The organism is Pseudomonas carassii (assembly GCF_036324045.1).
In the GTDB taxonomy this organism is placed as follows: Bacteria; Pseudomonadota; Gammaproteobacteria; order Pseudomonadales; family Pseudomonadaceae; genus Aquipseudomonas; species Aquipseudomonas peradeniyensis.
Window position 1 is genome coordinate 18897 of the sequence record NZ_JAZDCT010000048.1, and the last position, 14239, is coordinate 33135.

Consider the following 14239-nt stretch of genomic DNA (forward strand, 5'->3'; position numbering starts at 1 on the left):
CGGCTGTTCGGCAGGCATTAAAAAGCCGGCTTGTGGCCGGCTTCTCGGGGACGGTCTTGGCTCATTTTTGATAAGCCGCGATCGCCTTAAACGGTTGGCAACATGGCCTGAAAAAGATGGCGGACGGCTGTGTGAGGCGTCGCCAGGCCCTCTGGAATGCGGCTTGCACCATCAGGGGGCATGATGTGCGGCGTAGCATACCCGTGTGTGCGGCACATGCCCAGCAAAAAGTGGTGTCAATTGCTTCAGCCGGGGCGTGTCGGGCGCAGGCTCGACCACCAGAACACCCAGCCTAGGATTTCCACGTTCTGCACCCGGCGCTGATAGGCCGTATAGCGTTCGCTGGGGTGGTTGAGACGGTCATGGCTGTGCAGGCACAGCGTGCCGTTGTGGCCGAGGGTGAGGTGCTGCACCCGCAGGCGGCCATTGTGCAGCAGTGCGTAGCATTCGCCTTCGACTACCCGGGTGCAGCTGCGGTCGATGGCCAGCAAGGCACCCTGAGGCAGCAGCGGGGTCATGTTGTTGCCCGGCATGCCGAGGCAGATGGCTTTTTCCGCGTTGACCTGCACGCATTCCAGCGCTCGCCGGGGTATCGGCTGGTAGTGCCCTGGCAGCGCCAGAAGCCTGCCATCTCGTACCTGGTGCAGGGGCAGGTGGACCAGGTCCGTGTCCAGGGCCTGCAGCGGTGGCGGCAGGGCCAGGTTTGGCGCCGCTGATGATGCGGGGGGCAGCGGCGTCGGATGTTTCGGTCCCTCGCCACTGCGCAGCCAGCGCCTGCGCACGCAGAACAGGTCGGCGATTTCATCGAGTCGAGCCTGGGGCACGCCGCGCTTGAACCAGTTGTTGACGTGCTGCGGGGAGACCTTGCGCTGGGCGGCAAAGTCGGAGGGGGTCAGGTTGCACTCCAGCAGGAGGGCTTTGAGACGGTCACCGGATGTTTTCATGGTGCCGAGTCTATAGGCCATCGAACGGTGTGGAAATCAACCCGATGTCGAGGGAATTTGTAGGAAACGTAGCGGTTTGTAGGGCAATGCCTAGGATCGCGTGAGAGGTGTCTCTTTATGCGTGTTCAAAGGGCGATTCCCCTTGGCGAGCGCCCATAAAAAAGCCCTGCCGAAGCAGGGCTTTTCTTGTGTCAGGCTCAGCCCTTGTAGGCAGCGACCGACTTGGTGATCGCGGCGCGGGCGGCGTCGGCGCCTTCCCAGCCTTCGATCTTGACCCACTTGCCCTTCTCGAGATCCTTGTAGTTCGCGAAGAAGTGCTCGATCTGCTGGATCAGCAGGGCTGGCAGGTCGGTGTATTCCTTCACGTCGACGTACAGCTGGCTCAGCTTGTCGTGCGGTACGGCGATGACCTTGGCGTCGCCGCCGCCGTCGTCGGTCATGTTCAGCACGCCGACCGGACGGGCGCGGATCACTGCGCCTGGAGCGACCGGGTACGGGGTCACGACCAGCACGTCCAGCGGATCACCGTCGTCGGCCAGGGTGTTGGGGATGTAGCCGTAGTTGGCCGGGTAGAACATCGGGGTGGCCATGAAACGGTCGACGAACAGGGCATCGCTGTCCTTGTCGATCTCGTACTTGATCGGCGCGTGGTTGGCCGGGATTTCGATGGCGACGTAGATGTCGTTCGGCAGGTCTTTGCCGGCTGGAATCTTGCTGTAGCTCATTGGGCAATGCCCCCGTGTTTGATCAAAAAAGTGGCGCGATTATAGGCACATTCCCACAGCGGGTGCCACGCCCGGCCTGATGTGCGGGCGCTCAGGCGTGGCTTTCCCGGTAGTCCGGGTGCTCGGCCTGCAGGCGCGTCAGACGCTCGAGCGGGTCCTGGCGGTAGAACAGCGCCAGTTGCTGGTAGACCTGTGGCCAGGCCTGGTGCAGCAGATCGGGGGCACTGAAGAAGTATTCGCTGGTGACGGCGAAGAATTCGGCCGGGTTTTCCGCGGCGTAGGGGTCGATGGCCGTTTCGGCGTCCGGGTTGGCATCGAGCTGGCGATTCATCTCGTCATAGGCCTGCTGCATGGCCTGGGCCCAGTCCTCGACATGCATGCCGTGGTGCAGTGGCGGCAGGCCGTTGGCATCACCGTTGAGCATGTCCAGCTTGTGCGCCAGTTCGTGGATCACCAGGTTGTAGGCCTCCCAGCCGCCGCTGGCCAGTACCCCGGGCCAGGCCAGGATCACCGGGCCCTGCTGCCAGGCCTCACCGCTGTGTTCGGCGTCCCAGACATGTTCAACGCCGCTGGCGTCGCGGTGGCGCTGGGGACTCTTGAAGTCGTCGGGGTAGAGGATGATCTCGTGGAAGCCCTGGTACCAGTTCAGTTCGCCCAGGTGCAGCAGCGGCAATTGGGCCTGGGCGGCGAGGAACAGGCGCTGCTCGTCGTCCAGCTCGACGCCCGGCAGGGTGGTCAGGTGCTTGTCGTGCAGGAACAGCACGCTGGCCTCACGCAGCCAGCGGTCTTCCTCGTCGCTGATGCCGTCAAGCAGCGGCAGGCGATCGCGGATCACCTGCCACATGTGCGGGTCGACTGGATAACGGGCCAGGGTGCGTCGGCGGCGCCAGGCGCTGAACGACCACATGCGCCGGTCAGTGGGCCTTGGCCGTGCGGCCGAAGCGACCGCGCAGCAGGCCGAGGATCATCGGCACCAGCGACAGGATGATGATGCCGACGACCATCAGCGACAGGTGTTGCTTGATGAACGGCACGTTGCCGAAGAAGTAGCCCAGGGTCACCAGGCCGCCCACCCAGAGCAGCGAACCGGCCACGCTGAAGGCCAGGAAGCGCGGGTAGTGCATGTGGGCGATACCGGCGACGAACGGCGCGAAGGTGCGCAGGATCGGCAGGAAGCGCGCCAGGGTGACGGTCTTGCCGCCGTGGCGCTCGTAGAACTCGTGGGTACGCTGCAGGTAGTCCTGGCGGAAGATCTTTGACTTGGGATTGCGGAACAGGCGTTCGCCCGCCGTGCGTCCGATCACGTAGTTGGTGCTGTCGCCGAGGATCGCCGCGGCCATCAGCAGGCCAGCCAGCAGCACCGGGTCCATGCCGCCGCCGGCGGCCACGGCGCCGGCGATGAACAGCAGCGAGTCGCCCGGCAGGAACGGCATGACTACCAGGCCCGTCTCGCAGAAGATCACGGCGAAGAGGATGGCGTAGATCCAGGGACCGTAGTTGTTGACCAGCAGATCGAGGTAGGCATCGAGATGCAGGATGAGGTCCAGCGGGTTGAAATCCATGTACAGCACCTGTGTTCTTGACCCGCTTCTACGGGCGCGCGATGACGGACAGCGCCATGGTTGGGGACGGTTTACCGGCTAGGCGGGTAACTTTTCGCACATGACAGGAGGGGGATTATACGGCGAAGTCCGGATTGTGCCCGGAGAGTTTGTAGCGGAGCGTTACGACGGAGTAATTGGGCTTGCAAAGGGAGAGTCTGTTGTAACGCGGTTCCTGTAGGAGCGGCCTTGTGTCGCGATGGGGCGCGCAGCGGCCCCCAAAATGTCGACATCATGCAAAATCGCCGGGGCTGCTGCGCAGCCCATCGCGACACAAGGCCGCTCCTACAGAGAGCACAAGAGCGCCAGGCATCAATCCTGACTGATCGGCAAGATATAGTTCTCGAACTCGGTGTCCTTGCGAAAACCCATGGATTCATAGGTCTTGCGCGCCACTTCGTTGTCGCTACTGGTGGACACGCGCATGCGCACGGCGTTGGATTGCTTGGCCATCTTCTTGGCTTCGCGCATCAGGTTGTCGGCCACCAGCATGCGTCGTGAGTCCTCGGCCACGTAGATGTCGTTGAGGATCCACACGCGCTTGAGCGACAGCGAGGAGAAGCTCGGGTACAGCTGGCAGAAGCCCAGCAGGCGGTCGTCACCGTCATCCGGCAGGGCCAGGTAGATGATCGACTCCTTGCGCTTGAGGCGCTTCTCGAGAAAGGCCCGCGAACTGTCCGGGTAAGGCAGTTGCCCATAGAACTCACGGTATTTCACGAACAGCGGGGTGAGCAGGTCGAGGTGTTCCAAGGTTGCCTGGATGATGCGCATGGGCGGGCCTCTGAGTCCATTGGGGGTACGGCGGATTGCCTGCAGCGTCCTCTGGCATGCTGCCTAATGCAGGCCAGAAGCGCAATCCGCCTTCCGTGACATGTTGTTTACCCTTCACCGAGCAGGAAGTTTCCACTTTTTCCGGCGGATTCTTCACTGTCGATACTATGGACCTCTGCTTCGTCCTTCAGATTCACCCCCGACAACTGGCGTCGGCACGCTTCGCGCATCAGGTACAGCAGGCGGTGGGCGGCCATGCCATAGCTCAGGCCTTCCAGACGCACGTTGGAAATGCAGTTGCGGTAGGCGTCGGTCAGGCCGACCTTGGGCGCATAGGTGAAGTACAGCCCAAGGCTGTCGGGGGAACTCAGGCCCGGGCGTTCGCCGATCAACATGACTGTCATGCGTGCGCCAAGCAGCTCGCCGACTTCGTCGGCCACCGCGACCCGGCCTTGCTCCACCAGGATCACCGGGGCGCTGGTCCAGCCATCGGCGGCGGCCTGCTCCTCGAAACGGCTCAGGAAGGGCAGGGTGTGGCGGTGCACGGCCAGCGCCGACAGACCGTCGGCGACGACGATCGCCAGATCTACGCCGCCGGGGTTGGCCTGGGCATGCTCGCGCAGGCGCTGGGCCGAGTCCTGGTGCAGGCGCCGGCCAAGGTCCGGGCGTTGCAGGTACTGGTGGCGGTCGCTGGCGGCGCTGTGCAGCAGCAGGCTGTCGCGGCCGCGGTCGCCGAGCTGCTGGCGCAGGCCGACGTGGTCGAACGGCAGGTGCACGGCATCGCGGGCCTGGGCGTGGGCGAACTGGAAGTCCAACTGGGCGCCGGTCGGCAGGCTGATGCCGGTGCGGCCGAGGGCGATGCGCGCCGGGGTGAGGTTGCGCAGGGCCAGCCAGGGATTGTCCGGGGTGGGGGCGTGTCGTTCCATGGTCACCTCTAGGCCAGCTGTGCCAGGGCCTGACGGAAGGCCGGTGGCAGGTTGTCGCCGAAACGGATGCGGCCGTCGGCCTGGGTGAAGATGCCGGTGCGCTCCAGCCACGCCTCGAATTCCGGCCCGGGCTTCAGGCCCAGGGTCTGGCGCGCGTAGAGCGCGTCGTGGAACGAGGTGGTCTGGTAGTTGAGCATGATGTCGTCGGAGCCGGGGATGCCCATGATGAAGTTGATCCCGGCCACGCCCAGCAGGGTCAGCAGGGTGTCCATGTCGTCCTGGTCGGCTTCGGCGTGGTTGGTGTAGCAGATGTCGCAGCCCATCGGCACGCCCAGCAGCTTGCCGCAGAAATGGTCCTCGAGGCCGGCGCGGATGATCTGCTTGCCGTTGTACAGGTATTCCGGGCCGATGAAGCCGACCACGGTGTTGACCAGGAACGGCTTGAAGTGGCGGGCCACGGCGTAGGCGCGGGTCTCGCAGGTCTGCTGGTCGACGCCGTGGTGGGCGTTGGCCGACAGCGCGCTGCCCTGACCGGTCTCGAAGTACATCAGGTTCTGCCCGAGCGTGCCGCGCTTGAGCGACAGGCCCGCCTCGTAGCCTTCCTGGAGCACGTTGAGGTTGATGCCAAAGCCGGCGTTGGCCGCCTCAGTGCCGGCGATGGACTGGAACACCAGGTCCAGCGGCACGCCACGGTTGATCGCCTCGATCGAGGTGGTGACGTGGGTCAGCACGCAGGACTGGGTGGGGATGTCGTAGCGCTGGATGATCGCGTCGAGCATCTCCAGCAGCGCGCAGATCGAGGCGATGCTGTCGGTGGCCGGGTTGATGCCGATCATGGCGTCGCCGTTGCCGTACAGCAGGCCGTCGAGGATGCTCGCGGCGATGCCGGCCGGCTCGTCGGTCGGATGGTTGGGCTGCAGGCGCGTCGACAGCCGCCCGCGCAGCCCCATGGTGCCGCGAAAGGCGGTGACCACGCGGATCTTCTGCGCCACCAGCACCAGGTCCTGCACGCGCATGATCTTCGAAACCGCCGCCGCCATTTCCGGCGTCAGGCCCGGCGCCAGGGCGCGCAGGCTGTGCTCGTCGGCTTGCTCGCTGAGCAGCCAGTCGCGCAGGCCGCCGACGGTCAGATGACTGACCGGAGCGAAAGCTTGCTGGTCGTGGGTGTCGACGATCAGGCGGGTGACCTCGTCCTGTTCATAGGGAATCAGCGCCTCGTTGAGGAAGTGCTTGAGCGGGATGTTGGCCAGGGCCATCTGCGCCGCCACCCGCTCGCCGTCGTTGCTGGCGGCGACCCCCGCCAGGTAGTCGCCCGAACGCGCCGGGCTGGCCTTGGCCATTACCTCTTTGAGGCTGTCGAAGCGGTAGACCTGGTGGCCCACCGTATGCGTGAAACTTGCCATACAGAATCTCCAGGGCGCCGCAGGCCTGGCCTGCGGCGCAAGTCGGCGATCAGTGCAGGGCCTCTTCGGCCTTCTGGATCGCGGCGAATTCCTCTTCCGGGGTACCGGCCACCAAGTGGTGACGGCTGTAGAAAGCAAAGTAGGCAATTAATACTGCATAGATCACCGCAGCGCCAATCACCACCCGCGGATCGACCAGGAACCCGGCGACCACGGCGATGCAGGCCAGCACCAGGGCCACGCCCGAGGTGAAGATGCCGCCGGGGGTGCGGTACGGGCGCTCCATTTTCGGGCGACGGATGCGCAGGGTGATGTGCGCGGCCATCATCAGCACGTAGGACAGCGTCGCGCCGAACACCGCCACCAGGATCAGCAGGTCGCCCTGGCCGGTCAGCGACAGGGCGAAGCCGATGATGCCGGGGATCACCAGGGCCAGCACCGGGGCCTTGCTCTTGTTGGTTTCCGACAGCTTGCGCGGCAAGTAGCCGGCACGGGAAAGGGCGAAGATCTGCCGCGAATAGGCGTAGATGATCGAGAAGAAGCTGGCGATCAGGCCGGCCAGGCCCACCAGGTTGACGAAACCGCCCATCCAGGTGGAGCCGCCGTAGGCCTTGGACAGTGCCTCGACCAGCGGGTTGCCCGAGGCTTTCAGGGCTTCGGAGCCGGCGCCGCCGGGGCCGACCACCAGGATCAGCAGGGCGAAGGCCAGCAGCACCAGCATTGCGCCGATCAGGCCGCGGGGCAGGTCGCGTTTCGGGTTCTTGGTCTCTTCGGCGGCCAGCGGCACGCCCTCGACCGCGAGGAAGAACCAGATCGCGTAGGGAATCGCCGCCCACACGCCGACGTAGCCGAACGGCAGGAAGCTGCTGGCACCCACGGCGTCGGTCTTGGCGATGTCGAACAGGTTGGCTGCATCGAAATGGGGCACCATGCCGATCAGGAACACCGCCAGGGCGATGGCGGCGATGGCGGTGATGATGAACATCAGCTTCAGCGCCTCGCCCACCCCGAAGATGTGGATGCCGATGAACACGATGTAGAAGGCCAGGTAGATCATCCAGCCGCCGATGCCGAACAGCGACTGGCAGTAGGCGCCGATGAACACGGCGATGGCCGCGGGGGCGATGGCGTACTCGATGAGGATCGCCGTGCCGGTGAGGAAGCCGCCCCAGGGGCCGAAAGCGCTGCGGGCGAAGCCGTAGCCGCCGCCGGCAGTGGGGATCATCGACGACAGTTCCGCCAGGGAGAAGCACATGCACAGGTACATGGTGGCCATCAGCAGGGTGGCGAGGAACATGCCGCCCCAGCCGCCCTGGGCCAGGCCGAAGTTCCAGCCGGCGTAGTCGCCGGAGATCACGTAGGCCACGCCCAGGCCCACCAGCAGGACCCAGCCGGCGGCGCCTTTTTTCAGTTCACGTTGCTGGAAATAGTCCGATCCGACTTTTTCGAAGTCGACGGAGGAACTCGCCGGCGCGCTGCCGGAATGATCGCTTGGCATAGGGTTCACCTGTTGTTTTTCTTAGGTTGCCGGAGGGACTGCCGGCCCTTGGTGATTTTTACTGCAGGAAGCGAGCCAGAGCCTTTGGGGCCGCTTTGCGGCCTTTTCGCGGCACAAGGCCGCTCCTACATGGGATCGCGTTGTTTCTGTAGGAGCGGCCTCGCCGGGGCGCCGGACCGGCCGGAAAGGGCTGCGCAGCAGCCCCTGGGGCCTGTTTATTAGAAGAAGCCCAGCGGGTTGATGTCGTAGCTCACCAGCAGGTTCTTGGTCTGCTGGTAGTGGTCGAGCATCATCTTGTGGGTTTCACGGCCGACGCCGGACTTCTTGTAGCCACCGAACGCGGCATGCGCCGGGTACAGGTGGTAGCAGTTGGTCCATACGCGGCCGGCCTTGATGCCGCGGCCCATGCGGTAGGCGCGGTTGATGTCGCGGGTCCACACGCCGGCACCGAGGCCGAACTCGGTGTCGTTGGCGATGGCCAGGGCCTCGGCTTCGTCCTTGAAGGTGGTGACGCTGACCACCGGGCCGAAGATCTCTTCCTGGAACACGCGCATCTTGTTGTTGCCCTTGAGCAGGGTCGGCTGGATGTAGTAGCCGCTGGCCAGCGCGCCTTCGAGTTGCTCCACCTTGCCGCCGGTCAGCAGCTCGGCGCCTTCTTCCTGGGCAATCTTCAGGTACGACTGGATCTTCTCGAACTGCTGCTGGGATGCCTGGGCGCCGACCATGGTGTCGGTGTCCAGCGGGTCGCCGCGCTTGATCTGCAGGACCTTCTTCATCACCACTTCCATGAACTGCGGGTAGATCGACTCCTGCACCAGGGCGCGCGACGGGCAGGTGCACACCTCGCCCTGGTTGAAGAACGCCAGCACCATGCCTTCGGCGGCCTTGTCGATGAAGGCAGGCTCGGCCTGCATGATGTCCTCGAAATACACGTTGGGCGACTTGCCGCCCAGCTCGACGGTGGACGGGATGATGTTCTCGGCCGCGCATTTCATGATGTGCGCGCCGACCGGGGTGGAGCCGGTGAAGGCGATCTTGGCGATGCGCTTGCTGGTGGCCAGGGCTTCACCGGCCTCGCGGCCATAGCCTTGCACCACGTTGAGCACGCCTTTGGGCAGCAGGTCGCCGATCAGTTCCAGCAGCACGGTGATGCCCAGCGGGGTCTGCTCGGCGGGCTTTAGCACCACGCAGTTGCCGGCGGCCAGGGCCGGGGCCAGCTTCCAGGCGGCCATCAGCAGCGGGAAGTTCCACGGGATGATCTGCCCGACCACACCCAGTGGCTCGTGGATGTGGTAGGCCACGGTGGTTTCGTTGATCTCGGCGGCGCCGCCTTCCTGGGCGCGGATGCAGCCGGCGAAGTAGCGGAAGTGATCGACTGCCAGCGGGATGTCGGCGTTGAGGGTTTCGCGGATCGGCTTGCCGTTGTCCCAGGTCTCGGTGATGGCCAGCAGTTCGAGGTTCTGCTCGATGCGGTCGGCGATGCGCAGCAGGACGTTGGAGCGGTCCTGCACCGAGGTGCGGCCCCAGGCGTCGGCGGCGGCATGGGCGGCGTCGAGGGCTTTTTCGATGTCTTCGGCGCCGGAACGGGGGAACTCGGCGATCGGCTGGCCGTTCACCGGCGAGGTGTTGGTGAAGTACTCACCCTTTACCGGAGGAACGAACTCACCACCGATGTAGTTGCCGTAGCGGCTCTTGAAGGAAACCTTCGCGCCCTCGGTACCGGGATGTGCGTAACGCATGGTGTGTCTCCTGGTCGTTGTGATTGTTGCGGAGTTTCCAAGCGTAGAGCAAAGGTCGGGCCAGCGCCTGGAGGTCCTTGTGTATCAATGACTTGGATCAAGATCGCCCCGTGGCTGGCATAGCCCTGTGCCAGGGCCGGCACGGCCTGGGTGACACTTTGTACCGTTTGCGACACAGCCCGTGACCGCAGGGTCAGTGCACCATTGCAAAGCGTTCCCGCCTGGAGGATGCTGGCGACACGCTCTATCTGCGGAGAACAACTACAAATGCAGAGCAACCCGTTCAGCCGCCATGCCCAGCAAGTGCTCACGGTCGCCCACGGCCAGGCCAGCGGGCCGGGCAGCGACCCGTCGATCGCCCGCTCCTGGCTGCGCTGCCTCGAGGACTACCACCTCGACCCGGCACGGGCCCAGGCCCCGGTGGTGCTTGAGCATGGCCGCCTGCTGGAGAGCCGCGAGCGCCTGCACCAGGTACTGCAGATCGCCGACAACGAGATGAACAGCCTGCACCAGCAGCTTTCCGGCAGCGGGCACGCGGTGTTGCTGACCGACGCCCGCGGGGTGATCCTCAACTGCGTCACCGCCCCCGGCGAGCGGCGCATCTTCGAGCGCGCCGGGCTGTGGCTTGGCGCCGACTGGAGCGAAGCCCGCGAGGGCACCAACGGCATCGGCACCTGCCTGGTCGAGCGCCAGGCCCTGACCATTCACCAGGACGAGCACTTCCGTGGCCGCCATACCGGGCTGACCTGCTCGGCCAGCCCGGTGTTCGACCCCCACGGCGAGCTGCTGGCGGTGCTCGACGTGTCCTCGGCGCGGCCGGACGTGTCGCGCCAGAGCCAGTTCCACACCATGGCCCTGGTCAACCTGTCGGCGAAGATGATCGAAAGCTGCTATTTCCTGCGCCATTTCGAGCAGCAGTGGCTGCTGCGCTTCCACCTGCAGGCGGAGTCGGTCGGCCTGTTCAGCGAAGGGTTGCTGGCCGTCGATGGCGACGGGCGGATCTGCGCCGCCAACCAGAGCGCCTTGAACCTGCTGGGCACCATCCGTGGCGGCGTGCTGGGCAAGCCCCTGGACAGGTTCTTCGCCTGCAGTCACGACGAGCTGTTCAGTCGCGCCACGCCCCAGGGCAACAGCGCCTGGCCGCTGCATACCCGCGATGGTCGCCAGGTGTTCGCCAGCCTGCGTGGCCAGGCCCGGACGCCGGTGTGGTCGGTGCCGGTGGCCTTGCCCCAGACCAGTGACCCCGGCATCTGCCTGCTCGATCCGGCCCTGCGCGAGGACTTCCGTCGTGCCCTGCGGGTGTTCGAGCGCGACGTGCCCCTGCTGCTGCGCGGCGAGACCGGCTGCGGCAAGGAGGCCTTCGCTCAGGCCGTGCACCAGGCCAGCTCGCGCCGGCACAAGCCGTTCGTAGCAATCAACTGTGCGTCGATTCCCGAGAGCCTGATCGAAAGCGAGCTGTTCGGCTATCGCGGCGGCAGCTTCACCGGTGCGCGCAAGGAGGGCATGCGCGGCAAGCTGTTGCAGGCCGATGGCGGCACCTTGCTGCTGGACGAGATCGGCGACATGCCGCTGGCGCTGCAGACCCGCCTGCTGCGGGTGCTCGAGGAGCGCCAGGTGGTGCCCATCGGTGGCGAGCCGCAGGCGGTGGATGTACGAATCGTCAGCGCCACCCACCGTGACCTGCTGGAACGGGTGGAGCAGGGCGGGTTCCGCGAAGACCTCTATTACCGTCTCAATGGCCTGGAAGTACCCCTGCCGGCATTGCGCGAACGCAGCGACAAGGCGCAGTTGCTCGACTTCCTGCTGGCGCAGGAGGCCGAGGGCCAGGCCATCGCTCTCGACCCGGCCGCCCGCCAGGCGCTTCTGGACTTCACCTGGCCGGGTAACGTGCGGCAGATGAGGAATGTGCTGCGTACGTTGGTGGCGTTATGCGAAGGCGCGCATATCGTGTTTTCCGATCTCCCGGCAATTGTTCGCAATGGCGCGCCTTCTGTAGGAGCGGCCTTGTGCCGCGAAAGGGCCGCAGAGCGGCCCCAGGATCCTGACCATGCCGCTGAAATCGCCGGGGCTGCTGCGCAGCCCTTTCGCGGCACAAGGCCGCTCCTACACGCCGAGCGCGATGCGCTGCTCGCCGTACTGGAGGCAAACCGCTGGCACCTGACCCGCGTCGCCGAGCAGTTGGGCGTCAGCCGCAATACCTTGTATCGAAAACTGCGCAAACACGGCATAGCCAGGGCCGGTTGAACGAAACAGCGAGTGCGATTTCCCTCGCCCTGGGCTACCCTGCCTCGACGTTTTGCGAGGTCGATCATGCACATTCATATTCTCGGTATTTGCGGCACTTTCATGGGTTCGCTGGCCGTGCTGGCCAAGGAACTGGGCCACCGCGTCACCGGCTCCGACGCCAATGTCTATCCCCCGATGAGCACCCAGCTCGAGGCCCAGGGCATCGAGTTGACCCAAGGCTACGACCCGGCCCAGTTGGAGCCGGCACCTGACCTGGTGGTGATCGGCAACGCCATGTCGCGGGGCAACCCGGCGGTGGAGTACGTGCTGAACAAGGGCCTGCCCTATGTGTCCGGCCCGCAGTGGCTGGCCGACCATGTGCTGCAGGGGCGTTGGGTCCTGGCGGTAGCAGGTACCCATGGCAAGACCACCACCAGCAGCATGCTGGCCTGGGTCCTGGAGCATGCCGGCATGAGCCCGGGCTTCCTGATCGGCGGCGTGCCGCAGAACTTCTCGGTGTCGGCGCGCCTGGGCGGCACGCCGTTCTTCGTGGTCGAGGCCGACGAATACGACAGCGCCTTCTTCGACAAGCGCTCCAAGTTCGTCCACTACCACCCGCGCACCGCGATCCTCAACAACCTCGAGTTCGACCACGCGGACATCTTCCCGGACCTGGCGTCCATCGAACGGCAGTTCCACCATCTGGTGCGCACCATCCCCAGCGAAGGCCTGGTCATCCACCCGACCACCGAGCAGGCGCTGGAGCGGGTCATCGGCATGGGCTGCTGGACCCCGGTGCAGACCACCGGCGAAGGCGGGCAATGGCAGGCGCGCTTGCTCAGCGCCGACGGTTCGCGCTTCGAGGTGCTGTTCGACGGTGAGGCGCAGGGTGTCGTCGATTGGGCGCTGACCGGTCAGCACAACGTCGCCAACGCCCTGGCTACCTTGGCCGCCGCTCGTCATGTCGGCGTGGCGCCGGCCATGGGCATCGAAGGCCTGAGCGCGTTCAAGAGCGTCAAGCGGCGCATGGAGAAGGTCGCCGAAGTGCAGGGTGTGACCATCTATGACGACTTCGCCCACCACCCGACCGCCATCGCCACCACCCTCGACGGCCTGCGCAAGCGCGTCGGCGAGGCGCCGGTGATCGCGGTGATCGAGCCGCGCTCCAACTCCATGAAGCTCGGTGCCCACCGCGATGGCCTGCCGGAAAGCGTCAACGACGCCGACCAGGTGATCTGGTACGCCCCGCCCAACCTGGGCTGGGACCTGGCGGGCACCGCCGCGCAGTGCAAGGTGCCGAGCGTGGTGGCCGACAGCCTCGAAGCCATCATCGAGCGTATCAAGGGCCAGGCCCGCCCGGGCACCCATGTGGTGATCATGAGCAACGGCGGCTTCGGCGGCCTGCACGGCAAACTGGCCGAGGCGCTGAAGTGAGCGGGCCGGAACGCATCACCCTGGCCATGACCGGCGCCTCCGGGGCGCAGTATGGCCTGCGTCTGCTCGACTGCCTGGTGCGCGAGGACCGCGAGGTGCACTTCCTCGTCTCCAAGGCCGCCCAGCTGGTGATGGCCACCGAGACCGACGTGCTGTTGCCGGCCAAACCCCAGGCCATGCAGGCGTTCCTCACCGAGTACACCGGCGCGGCCGACGGGCAGATCCGGGTGTACGGCAAGGAAGACTGGATGTCGCCGGTGGCCTCTGGCTCCGGCGCACCGGCGGCGATGGTGGTGGTGCCTTGTTCCACCGGCACCCTCTCGGCGATCGCCACGGGCGCCTGCAACAACCTGATCGAGCGCGCCGCCGACGTGACCCTCAAGGAGCGTCGGCAACTGATCCTGGTGCCGCGCGAGGCGCCGTTCTCCACCATCCACCTGGAGAACATGCTCAAGCTGTCGCAGATGGGCGCGGTGATCCTGCCGGCGGCACCGGGGTTCTACCACCAGCCGCAGAGCATCGACGACCTGGTCGATTTCGTCGTGGCGCGCATCCTCAACCTGCTGAACATCCCGCAGGACATGCTGCCGCGCTGGGGCGAGCATCACTACGGGGTCGATGATTGAAGCGGGTGCTGGCGGGGCTGGTGATACTGGCTCAGCTCGGTGGTTGCGCGACGGTGCGCACCCTCGATGCCAACAAACCGGGGGCGCCGGTGGTGTATGCCGGGACGCGGCTTGACCTGTACGTGATCAATGGCGGTTGTTGCCCCGAGGATCGCTTTGGCGCCGAGGCGCCGGCCTATCCGGGGCTGGACCTGCCGGGGAGCGCGTTGCTGGATACCGTGCTGCTGCCGTTGTCGTTGTTGACGGCGGCGGGGGTGGGCTTCAACGCCACGGGCGGCCTGTAACAAAGCAATCGCGGGGCAAGTCGCAGCGGCGGTTCGCCCCTGCGTCGTTCCCCCCGATGAGG

The 14239-nt window shown here is 65.6% G+C and carries 13 protein-coding genes; 4 read left to right on the plus strand and 9 right to left on the minus strand.

Annotation, left to right across the window (positions count from 1 at the left end; all coding sequences use genetic code 11):
* Positions 1-245 precede the first annotated feature (245 nt).
* The 9 genes from V0R62_RS24695 to exaC all read right to left on the minus strand — a co-directional run bounded on the left by V0R62_RS24695 (position 246) and on the right by exaC (position 9607).
* Complete coding sequence (locus tag V0R62_RS24695) at positions 246-944, minus strand: LexA family transcriptional regulator (RefSeq protein ID WP_330105573.1); 699 nt, start codon at positions 942-944, stop codon at positions 246-248.
* A gap of 197 nt (positions 945-1141) precedes the next feature.
* Positions 1142-1669 (minus strand): inorganic diphosphatase, encoded by a 528-nt coding sequence (gene ppa / locus V0R62_RS24700; protein WP_050707147.1) that lies wholly within the window; start codon positions 1667-1669, stop codon positions 1142-1144.
* Between the two features lie 91 nt (positions 1670-1760).
* Complete coding sequence (locus V0R62_RS24705; protein ID WP_330105574.1) at positions 1761-2576, minus strand: M90 family metallopeptidase; 816 nt, start codon at positions 2574-2576, stop codon at positions 1761-1763.
* 7 nt (positions 2577-2583) lie between these two features.
* Positions 2584-3231, minus strand: a complete 648-nt coding sequence (locus V0R62_RS24710) for a DedA family protein (protein WP_050707161.1) — start codon at positions 3229-3231, stop codon at positions 2584-2586.
* Between the two features lie 351 nt (positions 3232-3582).
* Positions 3583-4041, minus strand: a complete 459-nt coding sequence (locus V0R62_RS24715) for a GNAT family N-acetyltransferase (protein ID WP_028690317.1) — start codon at positions 4039-4041, stop codon at positions 3583-3585.
* A 107-nt stretch (positions 4042-4148) separates the two neighbouring features.
* Positions 4149-4967: an ethanolamine ammonia-lyase subunit EutC gene (gene eutC / locus V0R62_RS24720; protein WP_330105575.1), complete on the minus strand. Its 819-nt coding sequence runs from the start codon at positions 4965-4967 to the stop codon at positions 4149-4151.
* An 8-nt stretch (positions 4968-4975) separates the two neighbouring features.
* On the minus strand, positions 4976-6370 hold the full coding sequence (locus tag V0R62_RS24725) for an ethanolamine ammonia-lyase subunit EutB (RefSeq protein ID WP_330105576.1): 1395 nt from the start codon (positions 6368-6370) through the stop codon (positions 4976-4978).
* Between the two features lie 49 nt (positions 6371-6419).
* A complete protein-coding gene (gene eat / locus V0R62_RS24730) occupies positions 6420-7868 on the minus strand; it encodes an ethanolamine permease (protein ID WP_330105577.1) in 1449 nt (482 codons plus the stop codon).
* 218 nt (positions 7869-8086) lie between these two features.
* Positions 8087-9607 (minus strand): acetaldehyde dehydrogenase ExaC, encoded by a 1521-nt coding sequence (gene exaC, locus V0R62_RS24735; RefSeq protein WP_028690370.1) that lies wholly within the window; start codon positions 9605-9607, stop codon positions 8087-8089.
* Positions 9608-9874: 267 nt separating this feature from the next.
* On the opposite strand from exaC, the gene V0R62_RS24740 reads away from it, so the two are divergent.
* The 4 genes from V0R62_RS24740 to V0R62_RS24755 all read left to right on the plus strand — a co-directional run bounded on the left by V0R62_RS24740 (position 9875) and on the right by V0R62_RS24755 (position 14177).
* A complete protein-coding gene (locus tag V0R62_RS24740; protein ID WP_330105578.1) occupies positions 9875-11851 on the plus strand; it encodes a sigma-54-dependent Fis family transcriptional regulator in 1977 nt (658 codons plus the stop codon).
* A gap of 66 nt (positions 11852-11917) precedes the next feature.
* On the plus strand, positions 11918-13267 hold the full coding sequence (gene mpl, locus V0R62_RS24745) for a UDP-N-acetylmuramate:L-alanyl-gamma-D-glutamyl-meso-diaminopimelate ligase (RefSeq protein ID WP_050707141.1): 1350 nt from the start codon (positions 11918-11920) through the stop codon (positions 13265-13267).
* Positions 13264-13893: a flavin prenyltransferase UbiX gene (gene ubiX / locus V0R62_RS24750; RefSeq protein WP_062575312.1), complete on the plus strand. Its 630-nt coding sequence runs from the start codon at positions 13264-13266 to the stop codon at positions 13891-13893. Before mpl ends, ubiX begins: the two co-directional genes overlap by 4 nt.
* The gene (locus V0R62_RS24755) at positions 13890-14177 is read left to right on the plus strand and encodes a YceK/YidQ family lipoprotein (protein ID WP_198744902.1); all 288 of its coding nucleotides are present in this window, start codon (positions 13890-13892) and stop codon (positions 14175-14177) included. Before ubiX ends, V0R62_RS24755 begins: the two co-directional genes overlap by 4 nt.
* Positions 14178-14239: the final 62 nt, after the last annotated feature.